This window comes from Nitrincola alkalilacustris (assembly GCF_008973755.1).
Lineage (GTDB): Bacteria > Pseudomonadota > Gammaproteobacteria > Pseudomonadales > Balneatricaceae > Nitrincola > Nitrincola alkalilacustris.
In genome coordinates this window covers 599,235-620,662 of record NZ_WBOM01000001.1, presented here as the reverse complement: position 1 = coordinate 620,662, position 21,428 = coordinate 599,235, and the positions used below count along the sequence as shown (strand labels likewise).

Below are 21,428 nucleotides of genomic sequence, written 5' to 3'. Positions count from 1 at the left end.
TTAATGCATGCTCAGACAAAAACAACACTAAATGAATTTAGGTTACTTGTCTGATTAAGCTTGTGTGCTTAACCTCGACAAGCGCCCACTTGTATTACCTGATCAACTTGTTAAAGAGCGGCTTGAGTTTCGTCTCAAGCGAGGCGCATATTCTAGCGCCTGCCGATTCATTGTCAAGGAGTTTTTTCAGCTTTTCGATCATTTTCATGTCGATCCGCGCACTCACTCAACAACCGATAAATTCACTTAAAACAATTTAAAAACAAATCTTTAACTACTGTGAACCCATCCTGGTGACTGCTCCCTTGCGGGCCAGCACCTCAATCGAGGAGGCGAATTCTACAGAGGCTGAGATTTAAGTCAACGACTAATTGCAGAAATATTTATAATATCTGATCTGAGCCAAAATGCTGGATATCAACCAGCTCCACTTTCGAGACATCGACTGTCTCTGAGAAAAAATGCGGAGCTACGCGTGCGAAGCGCTCAGGCCCATCAGTTACCAGAAAACGCACATGCCCAGAAACCTCCCTTGCAGCACACAGATTGAAATCTGCCAAAGTTGCCGCCAGCGCATCAGCAGTAGTCACTGCTGAATCTACCAACACCACACCATTACCGACTACATTCTGAATTGCTTCCCTGAGTGCCGGAAAATGGGTGCAACCCAGCACCAGCGTGTCCAGAGCATTATCGCCGTCGGCATGCAGCAGATTCCCCAACGACTCACGCACGATACTTTCAACCAATTCACCCTGATGCCAGCCCTCTTCAGCCAGCGCAACAAAAAGCGAGCAGGCCCTTCCCCTGACAGTCGCATCAGGTCGACGTGAAATGATTGCCTTATGGTATGCAAGATTGTTTATTGTGCTTTCCGTCGCGATCACGCCAATATGCCCAGCCTTACTGGTACGACATGCCACTGCCGCACCTGGCTCGACAACGCCGAAAATCGGTAGTTCGGGATGCGCTGCACGCAGAGGATCAAGCGCTACCGCTGACACTGTGTTACAGGCAATAACCAACGCCTTGATCTTATGACTCTGCAAAGCACGCAGTGCCTGCTCTGCATAACGGGTAATGGATACCGAGCTCTTGGTGCCATAAGGCACCCTGGCTGTATCACCGAGATAGATCAGATCCTCACCCGGCAGCACTCGGCGAATCTCATTCAGAACAGTCAAACCACCTACACCCGAGTCAAAAACCCCGATCGGCATGTTCTTCAGCTCAGCCTGCTCAGTCACGTCGCTGAGCCTTTTTCTTGGCACGGTGTTTGATTTTCTGGATATGATCCTTGTTTCGCTCTTTCTTGGCGAGCTGCCTGCCTGAAAGCTTGTTTTTCTTGCCGGCAAAGGGGTTATCACCGGTCTTGAACTCAAACCTGATCGGTGTACCCTTTACCTTCAACAGGTTGATAAACCGGTTCTCCAGATAACGCTTGTAGGAGTTGGGTAGCGCATCGGTCTGATTGCCATGCACGACAATGATCGGCGGGTTAGAGCCTCCCTGGTGCGCATACCTCAACTTGATACGGTAATTATTGACCGTCGGCGGCTGATGATCAGCCACGACATCTTCAAGCAAGGTTGTCAGGCGGTTGGTACTCCACTTGGCAAACGCCGAGTCATAGGCCTCATGTATCGATTTGTAGAGGTTGCCTACACCTGAACCATGCAACGCAGAGATGAAGTGAAAACGCGCAAACTCTGCAAAACTCAGTTTACGCTCAATCTTCTCCTTGGTAGCATTTTTCTGATCCTGATCCATGCCATCCCATTTGTTCAGTGTGACGACCATCGCCCTCCCTGCATCTATCACAAAGCCCAGCAAGTGCAAGTCCTGATCTGTCACACCTTCACGCGCATCAATTACCATGATAACGACATTGGCATCTCGTATCGCCTGCAGCGCTTTTACAATGGAGAATTTTTCAACCACTTCAGTGATGTGCTTTCTACGACGCACTCCCGCTGTATCAATCAGCGTATACTTGCGGTCATCGCGTTCGTAGGGAATATAGATACTGTCACGGGTGGTTCCTGCCTGATCAAACACCACCACTCGCTCTTCGCCCAACAAGCGATTGACCAGCGTTGACTTACCGACATTCGGCCTGCCGATCACAGCGATACGGATGGAGCGATCTCTCTCCTTCTCTTCAGCCTCCGCCTCTTCTGAGCCATCATCCTCAACAATGTAGGGCTTGAGAACCTCTTCAACCAGACTCATGACTCCGCGCCCATGAGAGGCAGCTATGGGATACAGATCAGCAATTCCAAGGGCATAGAAATCACCCATGGCAACATCAGGATCGATACCATCGGTCTTGTTTACCACCAGATAGCAGCGTTTGTTCATTCGGCGCAGATGATCTGCAATCAATTGATCGGCTGGATTCAGTCCTGCACGACCGTCCACAAGAAAAAGAACAACATCCGCTTCATCCATGGCAACGAGAGACTGTTTGGCCATCACTTTATCGATGCCATCCTCATCCCCGGTGATACCACCCGTATCAATGACAATATAATCGCAACCACCAATACGGCCTTCGCCATATTTTCTGTCTCGCGTCAAACCAGGCAGGTCGGCAACCAACGCATCACGAGAGCGCGTCAGTCGGTTAAAAAGCGTCGATTTGCCAACATTCGGACGCCCTACGAGAGCAATAACAGGAAGCATAGTTTTTACCTGATAAACAAAACGGCGGCTATCCACATAATGCAGAAAGCCGCCGCCTGAAATTTTAAACCAATCAGTTCAGCCGGAGCGCCATCAAACGGCCAGCATTACTCAATACATAGAGCGTGTCATCAACAACCAGCATATCGCCTCTCAAACCTGAAGAGTCAACACGATAGCGCGCCATGAAGCGCCCATCTGTCTGCGACATGAAATGCAGATACCCTTCATAATCACCAACCACTACCGTGCGACCCAACACTCCGGGCGAGGTCAGTTGTCGATTTTCAAGGTTTGTCTGTCGCCATACACTGGCGCTACTGCCTGCATCGACCGCCTGCACAAAATCGTTGGCTTCAGCAACATAAAGATTACCGAACCCACTTGCCAGGCTACGATAGCTGGACATATCCAGCGCCCATATCACCTGTGCATTGAAAGGGTTAATCGCTACCAGACGCCCCTGATAACCAACCACATAGAGCAGGTTATCCAGCAGTATGGCACGCCCATCAACATCGACTATACGCTCAAGCTCAGAGCGCCCTTCAGTCAGTGATATACGCTGATCCCACAAGACGGACCCATTATCATTTTGCAGAGCCAGGAAACGTCCATTCGCAAAGCCGGCAAAGGTAACATCACTGGTAACCAGCGGAGAGCTTGTACCACGCAGTGTCAGGGATGGAATCTGTGCATCATAGGTCCAGCGATGCTCACCCGTTCTCAGATCAAGTGCGGTAAGACGACCACTGACCAACTGGGCGACAACGATATCCGGGTTGGCTTGCGCTGGAGATGTTACTTCAGACGCCAACTGTCGACGCCATACCTCTGTGCCATCACTTGCATCCAGGGCAACCAGCAGCCCTGACTCAGTTGTGACAAACACCTTGCCATAACCTGCACCGACACCACCCATGAGCGTATCTTTAAGATTGACACTCCAATGACGCTGCCCATTACTACGATCAAGCGCTACAACCAAGCCCTTGCTATCGGCAGCAAAGATCCGATTACCGTCTATGGCAGGTCTCATCTGATGGTATTTACGACCTGGACCACTACCAATAGAGCTGCTCCAGACAACAGAAACACTGTTCTCCGCCGTAAAGTCCACCAGCGGATTCGGTTTAACCTCTTCCACCCCACCCCAGAAACCACAGGCTGAGATCAGAGCCGCACAGCATATCAGCAACAGACCACGCAAGCTTTTCATCATGAATCAACCTCAATCCCCAAGTCATCACGCTTCATGCGCAAAATTGCCTGCCCCTGAGATGTCTGACTCACCTCAAGAGCTCTGTTATATGCAGCCCGCGCCTGATCCACGCGCCCGGACATGCTGTATAGATCACCCAGCAACTCTTGATACCCTGATTCAAAAGCTCCAGCATCAGCATTTTGAAGCAGCGCTATTGCATCATCGACAAGCCCCAACTCAGCCAACACTCGACCTTTACGCAGGTTCGCCACACGCAGGATATCCCCTTCGGCACGACCATCCAGCAACCAATCCAACTCCTGCTGCGCACGACTCAGATCACCTTGCTCCACAGCAACACGCGCCATGAGTAAAGCAGCAAACTGCGCATAAGAGGTCTTAGTGAAGTCGCCTTTAAGACGCTCGCTCAGATGCTCCGCAGTACTCACCGCACCAGCATCAGCCTGATTCCCGACAGTCTGTATGACTGCATCCACGAGATTCTGATATAGGGCTGATGCCTGGGAAGCCTGATTTACCTGATATTGTTGCCAGCTTTTCCATCCGACAACAGCGGACACAACGACAAGAATACTCAGCAATAATGATTTGCCATTTTCCTTCCACCAGCTCTTGATCGCTTCAATCTGCTCTTCTTCTGTCCGAAGTTCCGCCACGCTTTAATTCTCCAAACCTTTACCAAGATTTATTTCTTTCAACACGGCAGTTAGCTCCGCCATATCGACCAGATGCTGCTCACCCTGCCCCCTCAGAGGCTTGATCACTATCTTGCCAGCCAGCAGCTCATCCTCACCCAGCAACAAAGCATAGGGAGCACCACTCTTATCTGCCCGCTTCAACTGACTTTTCAGACTGCCACCGCCACAGTTAAGCTGTATTCTCAGTTGCATGTCACTTCGCAAACGTTCAGCCAGCAGCAAGCCTTCAGACTCGGCGCCGGCACCAGCGACAGCAACAAACAGGTCCACCTTCTGCTGTAGATTATCAGGCACACTACCTGCAGCCTCAATCAGCAGTATCAGGCGCTCCACACCCATAGCAAAACCAACAGCGGGAACCGGACGGCCACCCAACTGCTCAACCAGTCCATCATAACGACCACCGGCGCAGATAGTGCCCTGCGCTCCGAGATGATCAGTCACCCATTCGAAAACGGTTTTGCCATAGTAATCCAGACCTCGAACCAGCCGCTGATTGATCTCGTACTTCAGCCCGGCCCTGTCAAGCAAGGTACGCAACGCCTCAAAATGCTCCCTGGATTCCTGATCCAGAAAGTCATGCAGATTTGGCGCACCATCCAGCAAAGCCTGCGTTTGCGGATTTTTGCTATCCAGAATACGCAGCGGGTTGGTCGTCAGACGGCGTTTACTATCCTCATCCAGCTGTTCCATATTCTGCGAAAGATAGGCTACCAATGCTTCGCGATAGTCATTCCTGGCCGCTAGACTCCCCAGTGTATTCAACTGAAGTGTCACAATATCCTGTATCCCCAGCTCACGCCAGAACCGCGCACTCATCAGAATCAGCTCAGCGTCGATATCCGGCCCGGTCATGCCGAAGGTTTCGGCACCTATCTGGTGAAACTGACGATAACGTCCTTTCTGCGGTCGCTCATATCTGAACATGGGTCCCATATACCACAGGCGCTGTGTCTGGTTATACAGCAGACCATGCTCTTCACAGGCGCGCACACAACTTGCCGTACCTTCCGGCCTCAGCGTCAGGCTGTCGCCATTACGATCATCGAAGGTATACATCTCCTTTTCAACAATATCCGTCACTTCACCGATCGAGCGTTTGAACAGATCTGTGGATTCCACCATCGGCATCCGGATTTCGTCATACCCATAAGTACCGAGGACTGTACGAATCTTACTTTCAAAAAACTGCCAGAGCCTGGTCTGCTCTGGCAGGATATCATTCATGCCTCGAATAGCTTTGATCTTGGCCAACTCTGTTACCTGTATCCTGTAGAAAAAATTTTTAGCGGAGGGGCAGATTGAAGCGGGCTACATTTCGATTACTCATGCTCTGCAAATCAATAGACTCGCCCTTATAGGTGATGCTACCAACCGCATCGACCCGGCCGATCACAACGGATAGTGGCTCAACACCCTGCAGATCCAGATCACTACCGGCTCTGGCTACTCCAGCGAACAAAGAGGCACCTTCGGCATCTCTGATCTGTACCCAGCAATCATCAATAAAGCTTACCATCAGGCCCGAAGCAGTGAGTTCGACCTGAGAGGCCGACTCTGTAGCTTCCTCAGCCTGTGGGAGAGCCTCAGCAACCTCAACCTCAGACTGAGTCGGAAGCTCCTCAGAAACCTGTGTCTGCGGCAAAAACTCAACAGGCTCTTCAGTCAGTACTACTGATGACTCAGAGGACAATGGCTGCGACTCCTGCTGCACAGGCGCTTCAAAAGTCGGAACCTGTCCCGTTACTGCAGGTGAAGTGGATTCGTGCTCAATCACGACGACAGCATCAGCCGGCCTCTCTGGCGGCGCTTCTGTACCCTGTTCAAATAAACCGTATTGGTCACCAGACCACCAAAGAGCTGCTGCGATGACGGCCAGCACAAGCAACCAGGTCAATACACGCATGAAAGGACTTCTATTCTGATCACGCGTACCCATGGATACAGCAGAACGAACCGAAGTCGGTGTCAGATTGACCCCGGGAATGGCCTCAAACTGTCGTGCCGACAGATCAGGATCCAAGCCGAGCCGCTTCGCGTAATTACGAATATAGCCCCGTACAAACACCGGGTTTGGCAGCGTTTGCGGAGTGCCGGACTCGATAGCACGCAGGATCTTGACTGAAAGATTCAACTCCTGAGAAATCTGCTCAACACTTAACCCCAGGGCTTCACGCGCCTGAGTAAACTGCTCACCAGCAAAAAGCTGCTCTGAGTATTCCTGCTGCTCACTACTCAATGTGCAGCCTCCTTAAATTGCCTGTACTCTTCCGAATCAGGGAAGAGATTTCTAAGTAACAGCGAATAGGTCGTAGCCAGACTGGCATCACGACTCTCCCTTGCAACACGTATACCTACCCATAGACTCAATGGCGTGTGCTCTACACGCCGCTGATCCACCAGATCACGAAACTGCCTGAACCAGAAAGCAGCTTCAGGACTGTTACCACTGACCAAGAGCAGATCAGCCAGCTCTATCTGAGCGATCGGACGATTATGACTGAGATCCAGCGCTCTTCGAAACGCATGCTCAGCCACATCCGGGCGCTCTATGATGCGGTAGCAGCGCCCCAGGTTTTCAAAGGCCTGAGCCCGTAAAGGATAAAAGGGATCTTCGGTCGCCCTGGCCAGGTGCCTGCACGCTTCCTCATAACGTTGCTGAGCAAACAAGAATGCCCCGAAATTGTTATGGATCATTGCGTTCATTGGCTCAAATTCAACCGACTTCCTGAAATACTCCTCTGCCAGATCAAGGTCTCTTTCAACCTGAAACACCAACGCCATGGCATTATATGCTGGACCATATTTCGGATCGATGGCAATCGCTCGCTGCAACGAGCCTTTTGCACTTACTGTATCACCTGCCTGAAGATACTGCAGCCCCAACTGGGTATATGCCTGCAAAGCAGCATCAGGAGCGGCCTCTGCACCAGTAACCGGTACTCTGCTCTGTGCGCCACAGCCAGCCAGAGTCAGAAGCAACATTATCAATACTACACGCCTTGGCTTCACACACTACTCCTAGAAATGGAAGCTCTTGTCTCTGCTAACCTCTTCTTGTATCACAGGAATATACTTTTGGCTACGTCTGGTTCTATCATCAACCTGACCGACCAACTGTCCGCAGGCTGCATCGACATCCTCTCCCCGCGTTTTTCTGACAGTGGTAATGATACCTGAGGTAAGTACTATCTGCTTGAACGCCGCGATCGCATCTTCAGATGGGCGCTCATACCCGGAATTGGGGAAAGGGTTGAAAGGTATCAGATTGAGTTTACAGGGAATCTGGCGCAACACTTTAACGAGTTGGCGTGCATGCTCTGGCTGATCATTAACTCCGGCCATCAAGGTATACTCAATAGTTGCAACACGCTTGTCACTGAGACTCTGCAGATAACGATTAGCCGAGTCCAGCAAATCTTTTATAGGGTAACGCTTGTTAACCGGTACCAGTTGACTGCGCAGCTCATCAGTAGGCGCATGCAAAGAGATGGCCAGAGACACATCGGTAAGGCCAACCATCTTGTCCAGCGCCGGCACCACACCTGCAGTACTGATCGTAACACGGCGCTTGGACAGACCGTATGCATTATCATCCATCATGAGTGCCGCAGCATCCATGACATTATTGAAATTCATCAGCGGCTCACCCATGCCCATGAATACGACATTGGTTACACGCCTTTCACCCGCTGGGTCAAAGGGACCAAAAGAGCGGATTGCCGTTCGAATCTGGCCTATGATCTCGGCGCTGCTCAGGCTTCGATTGAAGCCCTGCTTGCCAGTCGAACAGAAACTGCAGTCAAGCGAGCACCCCACCTGAGAAGACACACACAAAGTCTTGCGCGCACCTTCCGGTATAAGAACCGCCTCAACACTTGACCCTCCCTCCACCTTGATCACCCACTTACGAGTGCCGTCAGCAGAGAATTTTTCGAAGACGACTTCAGATTCTCGAATTTCAGCCACTTCCTCCAGTTTGGCACGAAGCGACTTACTGATATTTGTCATCTCATCGAAACTGCTTGCACCGTGCTGATGCAGCCACTTCAGTACTTGAGTCGCGCGAAAGCGCTTCTCTCCAAGCTCATCAAAGAAAGCTTCGAGTTTAGCCGGAGACAGGCCCAGCAGATTAACCTTTGAATGAGACATGGTCTTTACCTGATTTACTTAACACTCAAAACAAGGCCATCAGTATTAGATGGCCTGTAAACTTACCATATAAGCTTAGCCGAAAAAGTACTTGATTTCTCTTTCTGCAGATGCAACAGAGTCAGAGCCATGCACTGCGTTGGCATCGATGGACTCAGCAAAATCTTTACGGATAGTACCTTCAGCTGCTTCTTTAGGATTGGTAGCTCCCATCAGATCGCGGTTAAGCAGTACGGCATTTTCACCCTCAAGAACCTGAACAACAACAGGACCGGAAGTCATGAATGCAACCAGATCCGCAAAGAACGGACGCTCTTTATGCTCTGCATAAAAGCCTTCTGCATCTGCTTTGGACAGAGATTTCATTTCCATCTTGATGATTTTCAGACCTGCTTTTTCGAAGCGTGTCAGAATTTCGCCGATCACATTCTTTGCTACAGCATCAGGTTTGATGATAGAGAGTGTACGTTCAACAGCCATGGTCAGATATTCCCCAAAATTAAACTAAGGTCGATAAAAGTGCGGATTATACGTGAAGGAGGAATTACTGAACAGCAGTCAATCAAAACGATCGATTCATTGGTGTGGTAACACTCATCAGTCTATTCCGGGCTAATGCTTATGCGGCAGGCTCTGCCCCGTATGCAGCTCTTTGTGTAAAAGAGCCATCAGCTCAGCCTCGGGACGCCCAATACCGCAGCTTTTTACAAGATCATCAACACCGGCACCCATCTCCATCAGACGAGCTGCCTGATTGTATGCCATCACACCAGGATCGCGATTCTCCAACTCCTGCTGCTTATCGACCGTCAGATTGAGTTTATGTTCCACTGCAACCAGTCGCTTGCCCATTCCTATGGAGCTATTGGTCATCACGTGAATCTCATTTCTCAGTACGTTGATCAGCGCGCGAAAGCGACGCTCCTGACGATTGAGTCGTACTAAAACATAGACTGCGGTCACGCTGGATACTACTGCCAGCAGTGCAAATATGACCAGTATCAATGTCAGATATTCACTCACAGAAGCATCCCAATAGGTCATAGACTGCCTTTATATCAGTTTAGGGAGAGCTCCTCAGCAAGCACTCACCTCGCCTGATTTGGAGATCAGATTATCATCAGCTCGAACTCATCGACCAACTGATCTATATCAAGAATGGCACAACGCTCAGGCATGTAAGTCCCCAACAACCAGGCCCGCGCCTCTTTGTTGGCATTGAAATTGATAGCGCTGCGGGGAATGTTAATGGATTTGACCAGCTCATCACAAGCCAGCGCCCAATCGCGACCGCTAAGGATAATGATATCCGAATAACTGGACTTTTCGAGTGAGTAGGTATCAGGTATTACCCATCGCGCCGTATCAACAACAGTTGTGCGATCATGCTGAGGTCCGAACCTCCCCAGTATCCAGTCATGATTCATCTCAATACTCATCGAGATTGTCGTTATATGCACGGCACCATCAATGTAGTCCACCGGGATCGCAAGGCTCAGCCCCTGCACCCTGACCAGCACACACTTCATCATGCTCTCATATTCCTGAGCATAGAGATCATCCGCGCCACTGACTGATGGTTGCACGGATTGGTCCTTCACTACATCAACATAGGGTTCTTCAGGCCACTCATCCGCTATCGACTGTTCTTCATGAACAGGCTCCGGCTCGCTGGCAGCACTTTCAGGTACTTCTGGCTCTTCTGGCTCTTCTGGCTCTACTATAGCCTCAGTCACCAGCCCTGGATCAGCAACAGTCTCTTCCGAAAAGAGCTCACCCTCAGGCAATACAGCATTTTCCTCTAGCTGCTTTTGCTCAGCACCCTGCTCATTCAGCAGCTCATCCGAACCTGCAGCCGGATCAGCAAGCAGAGCCTCAAGATATTCATAAACCACACGTTTCTGATCAGCCATAGGTTACTCCTGCTTGCACCGCTCCAGAAGACCTCTGAGCAGACGTGCATAAGCATGCACCCCACGACTACCTGCATCCATCGATGAAGGCACCAAGCCTTTGAGGCTGGCATTCCTGAACTTTGTATCTACTGGCACCACTGCACTGGATACAGCATCCGGATATAACCGATAGAGTTCTCGCAGACTGGTAACTGAAGCCTGGGTGCGTCGATCATAGAAAGTTGGCAAAATCGTATATCCCAGCTTATTTTTTCTGGCACGATTGATCATCTCAATTGTTCTCACCATGCGCTCAAGCCCTTTTAAAGCCAGAAATTCTGTCTGTACAGGCACCAACAGGTGCGTACAGGCAGCGAGCGCATTTACCATCAACACACCCAGCACAGGCGGGCTGTCTATCAGAACAAAATCATACTCTTCCCGCACGAATCTGAGTGCTTTAGACACCTGCAACCCTAACCCCTCTTTTCCTACGGCTTTTCGCTCCAGCGTTGCAAGTGCTGTTGAAGCAGGCATGATATCGATGCTTTCATGTGAGCTGCGCTGAATCAACCCTCTGACCAATGGCGGGTTCAACTCGACCTGCTCAAACAGATCATAAACACTTTCATCCAACTCATCCGGATCAAGTCTGAAATAACTGGTCAGCGAGCCATGAGGATCAAGGTCAACAAGCAGTACCCGGTAGCCGACCTCAGCCAGAAGCCCGGCAAGTGTTACAACCGTCGTGGTTTTACCAACCCCACCTTTTTGATTAGCAACCGCCCATACCTGCATAGTATTTTCCCTGAGGATTGTCCGAGTATGTCTGAAAAAATGGCACCAATCCTAGCGCTGCTTGCCCGCCAGCAGATCACTGATATCATCAAGATCCAGAATCGCATCCGCCAGACCAGCGTTTACCACCGCTTGCGGCATACCATAGATGGTGCAAGTCTCTTTACTCTGTGCCCACATGGTTGAGCCCGCCTGCTTAAGAAGCCTGGCTCCATCACAACCATCAGCACCCATTCCGGTAAGAATGATACCCAGCGCACCGGAGCCATAGGTTTTGGCAACGGAGGCATAGGTCACATCAGCACTTGGTTTATAGGTGAGGCGTTCATCACCCTCCAGTATTTTCACCCTGCCAGTCTGTCGAGGATCAATCATCATCTGCATACCCCCAGGGCAAAGCAGCGCCAGCCCCGGCTCGAGACGATCATTATCCTCAGCCTCCTTCACTCTGATACGCGACTGCTGATCCAGCCTCTCAGCAAAGACCTTGGTAAAGGTCTTTGGCATATGCTGCACCAACAGAATAGGGTAAGGGAAGCTGGCAGGTAAGGCCGTAATGATTTTTTGCAAGGCAGCAGGGCCGCCAGTTGAGGAAGCGATAACAACCAGCCTGCAATCCGGAACCCGCACTTTGGATACAGCAGTAGCAGCCCCTCTGGTATCCGCAACTGATCGTGATGCCAATCCCGCTGCAGCCGATGAACGGGGTTCTGGTGTTCTGGCTACTGACTGTTGCTGTGTATCCGTTTTAGGCCGCTGTGGCCGGAAAACCATACTGGAGCCCGACTGCTCACTGGATGAGGATCGCCCGAAAGGGAGCGAAGCACGGTAGCGACGAGACTTGCCAAGCGCGACAATACGATCTACCAACTCCTTTCTAAGCGTGTTGGAGCGATCCATCCAGGCTCTGATATCCTTTGGCAGATAGTCAACAGCACCCGCCTCCAGAGCCTGCAGAGTCACCCGCGCACCCTCATGAGTCAGAGATGACAGCATCATCACGTTGGTTGGACACTCACGCATGATAATACGCACAGCCTCAATACCATTGAGCTGCGGCATTTCGACATCCATGGTAATCACATCAGGCTTCAGTAGCCGTGCTTTTTCAACAGCCTCCTTACCGTTGACAGCAGTGCCAACGACCTGAATGCGACCATCATCCTTCAGGGTTTCTTCTATTCGATTTCGAAAAAACCCAGAGTCATCAACGATCAGTACTGTTACTGCCATAGTTTTTCCGTCAACAGCCGTACCGGATCAGGTTGAAGCATAGCGTTTCAGAAGATTCGGTATATCGATAATGAGTGCAATACGACCATCACCAGTAATAGTCGCACCCGAGAGACCCTGCGTACCGTGCAGAATCGAGCCCAGTGGCTTGATCACCACCTCCTCCTGCCCGACCAGTTGATCCACCACAAAGCCTACGCGCGCAGTGCCAACAGAAACGATAACAACATGCCCCTGATCCGGCAGCGCCTCATTTTCACAGCCCTTGACCATCCAGCGTTTCAGATGGAAAAGCGGGAGCGCCTGATCGCGCACGATGATCACCTGCTGACCATCAACTATATTGGTTTTGGTAAGATCAAGGTTGAATATTTCGTTGACATTCACCAGTGGCAGCGCGAATGCCTGATTCTCCAGCACAACCATCAAGGTCGGCATGATAGCCAGCGTAAGAGGCACCTGAATCGCGATCTGTGTACCCTGACCAAGGATGGAGTCGATTCCCAGCGTACCATTCAGCTGAGTGATCTTGGTCTTGACCACATCCATACCGACACCACGCCCGGATACATCGGATATCTCGGTTTTGGTCGAGAAGCCTGCATGGAAGATCAGATGAAAACACTCCTGATCAGACAGGCGCGCAGCCGACTCAGCATCCAGCATACCGCGCTTGATTGCCAGCGCACGCAGTTTTTCCGGGTCCATTCCCGAACCATCATCCCTGATAATCAGCAGGATGTGGTCACCCTCCTGCTCGGCAGAAAGCAGAACATGCCCCTCTCTGGGCTTACCCATCCGCTCGCGCTCATCCGGATCTTCAATACCGTGATCAACTGCATTGCGCACAAGGTGGATCAGCGGATCAGCCAAGGCTTCAACAAGGTTTTTATCCAGATCGGTTTCTTCGCCCCGAAGCTCAAGGCGTATCTCTTTATTGAGGCTGCGCGAGAGGTCGCGAATAAGACGCGGGAACCGCCCGAACACCTTCTTCACCGGCTGCATACGCGTCTTCATGACGGAACTTTGCAAGTCAGCCGTCACCATATCCAACGTGCCCAGCGCCTTACCCATATCTTCGTTTTCGGCAGCACCACCAAGACGTACCAGTCGATTTCGGACCAGCACCAGCTCACCAACCATGTTCATGATCTTGTCAAGCAACGCTGTGTCAACGCGAACATTGCTTTCCTGCACAACCTTCTGCGGTGTACGACCTGTAACCTCAACAGCAGGACTGTCCGATTCAAAATCATCCAGCGGCGCTTTTGGTGGAGCTACCTTATTGGGTGTAGCCGGAGCAGCCACTTTCACGGGAGCTACTGCAACTGAACTTTCCTGCCCCCCTCCTCCCTCGTTCGAGCCCGCCAGAAAAGCAAACGCTCCTTTGCCCTGAGACTGTAAATCATCCAGCAGAGACTCGAACTCATCATCGGTAATCTCGTCACTATGACTCGATGCTGCAGATGATGCTGTCTCAGAAGGCTTGGACACCTCGGCTGGTTTCGCAATACCCGGCGCACCTTTCGCACCATGCAACTCGTCCAAAAGCGCGTCAAACTCATCTTCAGTAATCAAATCATCATCTGTCGCTGATGTCTCTGCTCTACTGGAGGAACCCTCAGAACTCTGATGACTCACCGCCAGATCACTGAGGAGCATGTCGAACTCGTCATTCGGCGTATTAGGGTTAGCCGGAGCCGGCGTCGAGACTGGCGCGGGTGCAGGTTCAGCCGCAACTGCGGCCGGCGGAACGTCACCGGAAGTGTAGGCAGTCAGCCTCGCCATCAACTCATCAGAGGCGGGCTGCGGCTCAACACCGTTGCGAACATTATCAAACATCAGATTTACGGCATCGAGCGCCTGAAGAACGGCATCCATCAGCTCTGGCGTTATCTTGATATCACCGTTACGCAGCAGGTCAAACAGGTTTTCCGCTTTATGACAGCAATCAACCATGGCATTAAGCTGCAGAAAACCGGCACCACCCTTGACCGTATGAAACCCCCTGAATATCGCATTCAGAAGATCTTTGTCATCAGGACGCTGTTCCAGCTCAACCAACTGCTCCGACAGCAGCTCAAGGATCTCACCCGCTTCAACGAGGAAATCTTCCAGAATTTCCTGATCAACATCCAAACTCATATCGTGATCCCCTCATCAAAAACCCAGACTAGACAGCAACTCGTCCACATCATCCTGATTACTGACCGCTCCTGCCTCTTTTTTCTTAAGCTGCGGCCCCTGAGCCGCAATGGCATCGGCAGCCTCCGGCTCTTTATCATCATCTGCTACAGCATCAATATCCATTCCCCTCAGGCGCTCGACCTTTGAGGACATTTCCATCAACTTAACCAACTGTTTTTCAACCTGTGTCATCAGATTTATGACACGGCGTATCAGCTGCCCCGTAATATCCTGAACACTCTGTGATACCAAAATGTCTGTCAGGACATTACGCAGCTCTTCAATCGTTTTTTCTGATTCGTTTTTAACGGAGCAGGTACGGTCATATACACCGGCAAGTCCTTTGAACTCACCCTCGAGCTGCCCTACCAGCATCAATAGATCACGAAATCGCTCACTCTGATTATCCAGGCGATCCACCAGACTCAGGGAGCGATCCACGCGATCCATGGTTTCATGTGAGTTTTTATCTGTCAGCTCAATAACATAAGCAAGACGATCAGAGGCATCCGTCATGGAGGGAATTTTCTTCCCCATATCATCGACGATTTTCTCATCGATATCTGACGAGAAGGATTTGATTGCCTCATGCAGGCCGCGGGTCAGATGACCGACCTCATTGTAGAACACCTGATGTCGGGCCTGCTGCAACTCGTTGATAAGCTCCACTGCCTTCAGCAGGTCTCCGGCATCGAGCGTTGCGACCAACTCCTGTGCCTTGATTTTCAGCAATTCTTCCAGGCCTTCAAACTCCAGAACGGAGAGATTTTTTATCATAATTGGAACTCTCTATACGGATGATCAGCCAATACGCTCAAAAATCTTTTCAATCTTCTCTTTCAGCACAACAGCCGTAAACGGTTTAATCACATAACCATTGACGCCCGCCTGGGCTGCAGCAATGATCTGCTCTTTCTTAGCCTCCGCCGTCACCATCAGAACCGGAATATGTGACAGATTAGGATCGGCACGAACCGCCTTGAGGAGATCGATGCCTGTCATACCCGGCATATTCCAGTCGGTGATCAGAAAATCAATTCGCCCCTGCTGCAAAATCGGAAGCGCTGTTTTACCGTCGTCCGCTTCATCTACATTTGTAAAGCCGAGGTCCCGCAGCAGATTTTTGATAATGCGCCTCATTGTAGAAAAATCATCCACAACAAGTATTTTTATGTCTTTCTTCAAGACACTCTCCCCCACATTCAAACACTATCGAATCAAACTATAACATCCAATACTAATCACGCTTGCGGGTAATAACAAATAAAATAGCTAATGCCATTCTCGCAAACGACTTTTCAAACGCAATGCAGCCTGAGTATGGATCTGGCTGACCCTGGATTCACTGACACCCAATATGCTGCCAATCTCTTTCAAATTCAGTTCTTCATCGTAGTATAGCGCCAATACAAGCTTTTCACGTTCAGGCAGATTACTGATGGCATCAGCAAGGGCCTGACGAAAATTACTGTCCTGAAGCTGCATCATCGGCCCGGGATCATCACCCTCGAACTGCATGCCGACGCTGTCATCATCATTGTGAGCAAGCTCATCTATACTGAACAGCCGACTGTCAAGGGAGTCCTGTAGAAGGGCATGATACTCAGTAACGGAAACGCCCAATTCAGCTGCAACCTCAGCATCACTGGCATCACGCCCCAGCCTGGCTTCTATCTGATGGATAGCCTCGGTGACTCTGCGCCCATTACGATGCACAGAGCGCGGCGTCCAGTCTCCACGGCGCACTTCATCTATGATTGAACCACGAATTCTGATCCCGGCGTAGGTTTCAAAGCTCGCCCCCTTACCGGGGTCAAACTTTCTGGCCGCTTCCAGCAGACCAATCATGCCCGCCTGAACCAGATCATCCAGGATTACATTGGAAGGCAAGCGCGCCATCAAATGATGAGCGATGCGTTTAACCAGAGGGGCATACTGATCAATCAGTTCGTGAGTCGATGTAAACTGCAGCTGATTGTACATACTGCTTCTTCGTCAGCGCTAAAACTCAACCCTTGTTTACCAGGCGTTCAACAAAGAACTCCAGGTGACCTCGGGGACTATTCTGTACAGGCCACTCATCCACCTTGTTAGCCAACTGACGATAGGCCAGCGCAGACTTACAAGTAGGAAAGGCTTTCATGACAGCCTTTTGTTTCTGCACAGCCTTTCTGATCGACTCATCATAAGGTATTGAGCCAACGTATTGAAGCGTAACATCAAGAAAGCGATCCGTCACGGTCAATAACTTGCTGAACATGTTTCTACCCTCGGCCTCAGCCCGCACCATGTTGGCAAGCACGCGAAAGCGGGTCATCTGATAATCACGATTCAAAAGCTTTATCAGAGCATACGCATCAGTAATGGAGGTTGGTTCATCGCAGACGACAACGAGCACTTCCTGAGCAGCCCTTACAAAGCTGACAACCGATTCGGAAATGCCAGCAGCCGTATCAACAATCAATACATCCATCTGATCGGAGATATCATTGAAAGCATGGATCAACTCAGCATGCTCATGCACACTCAGCGCTGTCATCTCCTGGGTTCCGGAAGACGCCGGTACTATCCATAGATTCTCCGCTGCCTCCACCAGCACCTCCAGCAGAGAACACTCTCCAGACAGAACATTGGCGATATTTTTCTTGGGACGAAGACCCAGCAACACATCCACATTGGCCAGCCCAAGATCCGCATCCATCAGAACAACCCGACGCCCCATTTCACTGAGAGCGACAGACAGATTCACAGATACGTTAGTCTTACCGACACCACCCTTGCCACCTGTGACTGCGATAACCTTGACGGGATGCGTACGCTTCATATTCAATTCTCTGGCACCTTAGCCCGCCTGAAAAAAACGGCCATCCTCATCCGAATCCCGGGAGCGCTCATTATCACGCTGCGAAGTTACAACCGCACGACTGACCAGGTCACGGCGCTGAGCCACAACGATATCGTCCGGTATACGCTGACCATCCGTGACATAAGCCACAGGTAGCTGTTTTTCTATTGCAACAGTCAGGGCCTCACCCAAACTCCCTGACTCATCCATTTTACTCAGCACACAACCATTAAGCCCCAGTTCCTTATAGTTCTCATAAGCGCTTTCAAGCAACTGCCGCTGACTGGAACAGGACAGTACCAGCAGTTTTTTCAGCCGCATTGAGACTGAAGCCAGAGACTCCATCTGCTGCTGCCCTGCCGGATCACGCGCATTCATTCCGGCCGTATCAATCAATACAAGTCGCTTTCCGCGCAGGGAAGTCAACACCTCTTCAAGATTATGGTTCTCATCCACCACCCGAACCGGCACATCAAGAATACGCCCAAAAGTTCTTAATTGCTCATGGGCCGCGATGCGGTAACAGTCTGTTGTTACCAGCGCCAGGCTTGAGCTGCCATGCTGCAGCACATAGCGAGCAGCCAGCTTTCCAATGGTCGTAGTTTTCCCTACACCTGTCGGGCCGACAAAGACAACCATACCACCTCGTGCGATAAACTCCTCACCCACCACAGGGATGGCTTCTGCGAGCTTGCCAAGCGAGTTACGCCAGGCTTTATCCACCGGAAGGTCCGGCTCGATACCCGTCATGATCTGCTGCACCAGGCGACGCCCAAGGCCCATCTGCTCCAGACGACCACCGATACGGGCTGCCTGAGCATTATCAAAAGCCGGCTGATCCGCAACCTTCGATGCTGACGGCTGCACCATCTGACGCTCAAGCAGAGCTCGCAGTTGATGAATCTCTTGCTGCATAGACATCATCATCTGCTGAGACTCCTGCCCAGCAGCCGAGGCAGCCCTTTCCCCACTTGATACCTCATGATCAAGCCCGACCCGCGGTTGACGGGATGATTCCTTGTTACGCTCTTTCTGCCGCTCTTTGAGGGAATCAAGAATAAAGCGCAAATCTTCACTCTCATCATCATCCATCTGCCGATTGGCATTCATGTCTACAGATGGCTGCGGCTGTTCGGATCTTTCTCTTACCTCAGCGATACGGAACTGGGCACGCCTCAGCTCAGCCTCAAGCTCTTCATTGCGCGATGGCTCCGACCTTGCTACTGAGGACTTTCGCTGACTCTGCTGACGCGAGCGCTTAAGCTCGGCCTGAGCCAACTCATACTCCTGCTCTCTGGCAGCGACAACCTCCACTCCACCGGCAACTCGATGATTGGAGATGATCACGGCATCGGGACCTATTTCATCACGAACACGACGCATCGCCTGGCGCATGTCCGGTGCAAAAATACGCTTAACTTTCATAACCCTTCCTTATCGGCAGCGAGCCCGAAGTCTTTTCCCTGTCAGCCATTGCCACCTCCTACCGTTGCCACAATGGTAATTTTCTTATTTTCCGGTATTTCCTGATAAGAGAGCACATGTATCTGACGATCACCATAGCGCACAAAACGTGCCATGAGCGGTCTGATTGGCGCAGACACCAGCAGAACAGAAGGCTTCCCGGCAATCTCCTGCTGCTGCGCTGCCTGACCAAGTGATGTCTGAAGCCTCTCAGCCATCCCCGGCTCCAACACCGCCACCTCCTCTGACTGCGCCCCCTGTTGCATAGAGCCCAGCAGCATCTGTTCAAGCGACGGATCCAGCGTAATCACCGGCAGTTCCGGATCCGCGCCATTGATACTCTGCACTATCAATCGAGACAAGGCCACCCGCACAGCAGCCGTGAGCGCCAGCGGGTCGGCAGCCGAGCGGTCAGATGCCTCAGCCAATGCCTCGGCAATCGAGCGAAAATCCTTCAACGATACCTGCTCCATCAGCAAGTTCTGCAGCACTTTCAGCAACACACTGATGCTGACCTTTTTCGGAATCAACTCTTCAACCAGCTTGGGTGAATGCTTGGTCAAGAGATCCAGCAGCTGCTGAACCTCCTCATGTCCGAGCAACGAATGTGCATTCACCTGCAGAATCTGATTCAGATGAGTGGCCACAACAGTGCTGGCATCCACAACTGTATAACCCAGTGTCTGAGCATGCTCCTTCTGGCCCTTTTCTATCCAGACCGCATCCAGACCAAAAGCAGGGTCCTTGACCGCAACCCCTTTCAGGGTACCAAACACCTGGCCGGGGTTAATTGCAAGCTCTCGATCGGGATATACTTCAGACTCACCCGAAATCACGCCCATGAGCGTAATTCTGTATGCACCCGGCATCAGATCCAGATTATCTCTAATATGCACAGAAGGCACCAGAAAACCCAGATCCTGTGACAGCTTTTTGCGAACACCCTTGATCCTGCTCAGCAACTGCCCTCCCTGCATCTTGTCGACCATGGGTATCAGGCGGTAGCCGACCTCAAGCCCGATCATATCAACCGGCATGACATCATCCCAGTTCAGATCTTTATGCTCCTCCTCGGGTGGAGACTCAGGCAAGACGGCCTGCTCTGCTGCTTCCTGCTGTTTCAGCAACTGCTTTTTATGAATCAGCCAACCAACCCCCCCGGCAATCGCAGCCAGTGACAGAAAGGCAAAGTGCGGCATCCCGGGAACGATACCGATAACGGCAATCACACCTGCCGCCACCATCAGCGCCCTTGGAGATGAAAACATCTGCCGGAACACCTGATCCCCCATCTCCTCCGATGAGTTCGCGCGCGTCACCATTACAGCCGCCGCTGTGGACAGCAGCAACGAGGGCAGCTGTGCCACCAGGCCGTCTCCAATGGTCAACAACGAGTAATTTCGCAATGCGGTTTCGAAATCAAGATCATGCTGCAGCATACCGATCGCAAGCCCACCGATGAGGTTGATCACCAGAATGAGAATACCCGCAACCGCATCCCCTCGGACAAATTTCGACGCACCGTCCATAGCCCCATAGAAATCTGCTTCCTGAGTAATATCCTGACGCCGCTGCTGCGCCTCTTCCTGCGTGATCAACCCGGAGTTAACATCGGCGTCAATTGCCATCTGTTTACCGGGCATGGCATCCAGGGTAAAACGCGCGCTCACCTCGGAAATACGTCCAGCACCCTTGGTTACTACCACAAAGTTGATGATGACCAGTATCAGGAATACCACGATACCGACAACATAGTTACCACCAACAACCACCTCACCAAACGCCTTGATCACCTGACCCGCCGCATCACCGCCTTCATGGCCACGCAACAGAACCACACGCGTGGAAGCAACGTTGAGCGCCAGCCTCAGCAGCGTGGCAGCAAGCAGAATGGTTGGAAAGACCGCAAAATCGAGAGGACGCAAGGCATAAATACAAACAAGCAGGACAACAATTGAAAGCGCGATGTTGAAGGTAAAGAACACATCGAGCATGAACGGCGGGACTGGCAGCGTAACCATCGCCAAAATGACAAGCAACAGCAAGGGAATACCAATATTTCCATGGCTGATACTGCGCACATTTTGCAGAAAGGCTACTCGATCCACTTGCTTCAACCGTCAAAAAAACATCATTTTAGATTGCAAACATTTGATCAGCCTGAAAAATTGACTTCCAATCCTCGATTGGTCAATTATTTGACACAACAAATGCAGTCAGCAAGATTAGATGCAAGAATTGCGCCA

The 21,428-nt window shown here is 51.1% G+C and carries 20 protein-coding genes; all 20 read right to left on the bottom strand.

Annotated features, from left to right (window positions below; genetic code table 11):
• Nucleotides 1-383 precede the first annotated feature (383 nt).
• A complete protein-coding gene (gene murI, locus F7R27_RS02850) occupies nucleotides 384-1,247 on the bottom strand; it encodes a glutamate racemase (protein ID WP_151702691.1) in 864 nt (287 codons plus the stop codon).
• On the bottom strand, nucleotides 1,240-2,685 hold the full coding sequence (gene der / locus F7R27_RS02845) for a ribosome biogenesis GTPase Der (RefSeq protein WP_151702690.1): 1,446 nt from the start codon (nucleotides 2,683-2,685) through the stop codon (nucleotides 1,240-1,242). The genes murI and der overlap by 8 nt, the downstream gene beginning before the upstream one ends.
• Nucleotides 2,686-2,758: 73 nt before the next feature.
• Nucleotides 2,759-3,907: an outer membrane protein assembly factor BamB gene (gene bamB, locus F7R27_RS02840; protein ID WP_240776178.1), complete on the bottom strand. Its 1,149-nt coding sequence runs from the start codon at nucleotides 3,905-3,907 to the stop codon at nucleotides 2,759-2,761.
• The gene (locus tag F7R27_RS02835; RefSeq protein ID WP_151702689.1) at nucleotides 3,904-4,566 is read right to left on the bottom strand and encodes a YfgM family protein; all 663 of its coding nucleotides are present in this window, start codon (nucleotides 4,564-4,566) and stop codon (nucleotides 3,904-3,906) included. The genes bamB and F7R27_RS02835 overlap by 4 nt, the downstream gene beginning before the upstream one ends.
• Before the next feature lie 3 nt (nucleotides 4,567-4,569).
• Nucleotides 4,570-5,835, bottom strand: a complete 1,266-nt coding sequence (gene hisS, locus F7R27_RS02830) for a histidine--tRNA ligase (protein ID WP_420846610.1) — start codon at nucleotides 5,833-5,835, stop codon at nucleotides 4,570-4,572.
• A 58-nt stretch (nucleotides 5,836-5,893) separates the two neighbouring features.
• On the bottom strand, nucleotides 5,894-6,847 hold the full coding sequence (locus F7R27_RS02825; protein WP_151702687.1) for a RodZ domain-containing protein: 954 nt from the start codon (nucleotides 6,845-6,847) through the stop codon (nucleotides 5,894-5,896).
• On the bottom strand, nucleotides 6,844-7,593 hold the full coding sequence (gene pilW, locus F7R27_RS02820; RefSeq protein WP_151702686.1) for a type IV pilus biogenesis/stability protein PilW: 750 nt from the start codon (nucleotides 7,591-7,593) through the stop codon (nucleotides 6,844-6,846). Before pilW ends, F7R27_RS02825 begins: the two co-directional genes overlap by 4 nt.
• Before the next feature lie 36 nt (nucleotides 7,594-7,629).
• Complete coding sequence (rlmN, locus tag F7R27_RS02815) at nucleotides 7,630-8,760, bottom strand: dual-specificity RNA methyltransferase RlmN (RefSeq protein WP_151702685.1); 1,131 nt, start codon at nucleotides 8,758-8,760, stop codon at nucleotides 7,630-7,632.
• A gap of 75 nt (nucleotides 8,761-8,835) precedes the next feature.
• Complete coding sequence (gene ndk / locus F7R27_RS02810; protein WP_151702684.1) at nucleotides 8,836-9,240, bottom strand: nucleoside-diphosphate kinase; 405 nt, start codon at nucleotides 9,238-9,240, stop codon at nucleotides 8,836-8,838.
• A 132-nt stretch (nucleotides 9,241-9,372) separates the two neighbouring features.
• Nucleotides 9,373-9,783: a DUF2802 domain-containing protein gene (locus tag F7R27_RS02805; RefSeq protein WP_240776177.1), complete on the bottom strand. Its 411-nt coding sequence runs from the start codon at nucleotides 9,781-9,783 to the stop codon at nucleotides 9,373-9,375.
• Between the two features lie 86 nt (nucleotides 9,784-9,869).
• Nucleotides 9,870-10,673: a chemotaxis protein CheW gene (locus tag F7R27_RS02800; protein WP_151702682.1), complete on the bottom strand. Its 804-nt coding sequence runs from the start codon at nucleotides 10,671-10,673 to the stop codon at nucleotides 9,870-9,872.
• A gap of 3 nt (nucleotides 10,674-10,676) precedes the next feature.
• Complete coding sequence (locus F7R27_RS02795; protein WP_151702681.1) at nucleotides 10,677-11,453, bottom strand: ParA family protein; 777 nt, start codon at nucleotides 11,451-11,453, stop codon at nucleotides 10,677-10,679.
• Between the two features lie 51 nt (nucleotides 11,454-11,504).
• Nucleotides 11,505-12,686 carry a protein-glutamate methylesterase/protein-glutamine glutaminase gene (locus F7R27_RS02790; RefSeq protein WP_151702680.1) on the bottom strand — a complete coding sequence of 394 codons (1,182 nt, stop codon included), beginning with the start codon at nucleotides 12,684-12,686 and terminating at the stop codon, nucleotides 11,505-11,507.
• A 27-nt stretch (nucleotides 12,687-12,713) separates the two neighbouring features.
• Nucleotides 12,714-14,831 carry a chemotaxis protein CheA gene (locus tag F7R27_RS02785; RefSeq protein ID WP_151702679.1) on the bottom strand — a complete coding sequence of 706 codons (2,118 nt, stop codon included), beginning with the start codon at nucleotides 14,829-14,831 and terminating at the stop codon, nucleotides 12,714-12,716.
• Between the two features lie 15 nt (nucleotides 14,832-14,846).
• Nucleotides 14,847-15,650: a protein phosphatase CheZ gene (locus F7R27_RS02780; protein WP_151702678.1), complete on the bottom strand. Its 804-nt coding sequence runs from the start codon at nucleotides 15,648-15,650 to the stop codon at nucleotides 14,847-14,849.
• A gap of 24 nt (nucleotides 15,651-15,674) precedes the next feature.
• Nucleotides 15,675-16,058, bottom strand: coding sequence for a chemotaxis response regulator CheY (cheY, locus tag F7R27_RS02775; RefSeq protein ID WP_151702677.1), 384 nt, complete (start codon nucleotides 16,056-16,058; stop codon nucleotides 15,675-15,677).
• Between the two features lie 87 nt (nucleotides 16,059-16,145).
• A complete protein-coding gene (locus F7R27_RS02770) occupies nucleotides 16,146-16,856 on the bottom strand; it encodes an RNA polymerase sigma factor FliA (protein WP_151702676.1) in 711 nt (236 codons plus the stop codon).
• A gap of 25 nt (nucleotides 16,857-16,881) precedes the next feature.
• On the bottom strand, nucleotides 16,882-17,697 hold the full coding sequence (locus F7R27_RS02765; protein ID WP_151702675.1) for a MinD/ParA family protein: 816 nt from the start codon (nucleotides 17,695-17,697) through the stop codon (nucleotides 16,882-16,884).
• 18 nt (nucleotides 17,698-17,715) lie between these two features.
• Entirely contained in the window at nucleotides 17,716-19,143 is a 1,428-nt protein-coding gene (flhF, locus tag F7R27_RS02760; RefSeq protein WP_151702674.1) for a flagellar biosynthesis GTPase FlhF, read from the bottom strand.
• A 41-nt stretch (nucleotides 19,144-19,184) separates the two neighbouring features.
• Entirely contained in the window at nucleotides 19,185-21,290 is a 2,106-nt protein-coding gene (gene flhA, locus F7R27_RS02755; protein ID WP_151702673.1) for a flagellar biosynthesis protein FlhA, read from the bottom strand.
• Nucleotides 21,291-21,428 lie beyond the last annotated feature (138 nt).

Coding starts and splice junctions, on each gene's coding strand:
- F7R27_RS02790 (WP_151702680.1), bottom strand. CDS start 12,686: ATGGCAGTAACAGTACTGATCGTTGATGACTCTGGGTTTTTTCGAAAT.
- der (WP_151702690.1), bottom strand. CDS start 2,685: ATGCTTCCTGTTATTGCTCTCGTAGGGCGTCCGAATGTTGGCAAATCG.
- F7R27_RS02785 (WP_151702679.1), bottom strand. CDS start 14,831: ATGAGTTTGGATGTTGATCAGGAAATTCTGGAAGATTTCCTCGTTGAA.
- bamB (WP_240776178.1), bottom strand. CDS start 3,907: ATGATGAAAAGCTTGCGTGGTCTGTTGCTGATATGCTGTGCGGCTCTG.
- ndk (WP_151702684.1), bottom strand. CDS start 9,240: ATGGCTGTTGAACGTACACTCTCTATCATCAAACCTGATGCTGTAGCA.
- F7R27_RS02770 (WP_151702676.1), bottom strand. CDS start 16,856: ATGTACAATCAGCTGCAGTTTACATCGACTCACGAACTGATTGATCAG.
- F7R27_RS02795 (WP_151702681.1), bottom strand. CDS start 11,453: ATGCAGGTATGGGCGGTTGCTAATCAAAAAGGTGGGGTTGGTAAAACC.
- rlmN (WP_151702685.1), bottom strand. CDS start 8,760: ATGTCTCATTCAAAGGTTAATCTGCTGGGCCTGTCTCCGGCTAAACTC.
- hisS (WP_420846610.1), bottom strand. CDS start 5,835: ATGAATGATATCCTGCCAGAGCAGACCAGGCTCTGGCAGTTTTTTGAA.
- F7R27_RS02765 (WP_151702675.1), bottom strand. CDS start 17,697: ATGAAGCGTACGCATCCCGTCAAGGTTATCGCAGTCACAGGTGGCAAG.
- F7R27_RS02780 (WP_151702678.1), bottom strand. CDS start 15,650: ATGATAAAAAATCTCTCCGTTCTGGAGTTTGAAGGCCTGGAAGAATTG.
- pilW (WP_151702686.1), bottom strand. CDS start 7,593: ATGTTGCTTCTGACTCTGGCTGGCTGTGGCGCACAGAGCAGAGTACCG.
- F7R27_RS02800 (WP_151702682.1), bottom strand. CDS start 10,673: ATGGCTGATCAGAAACGTGTGGTTTATGAATATCTTGAGGCTCTGCTT.
- flhF (WP_151702674.1), bottom strand. CDS start 19,143: ATGAAAGTTAAGCGTATTTTTGCACCGGACATGCGCCAGGCGATGCGT.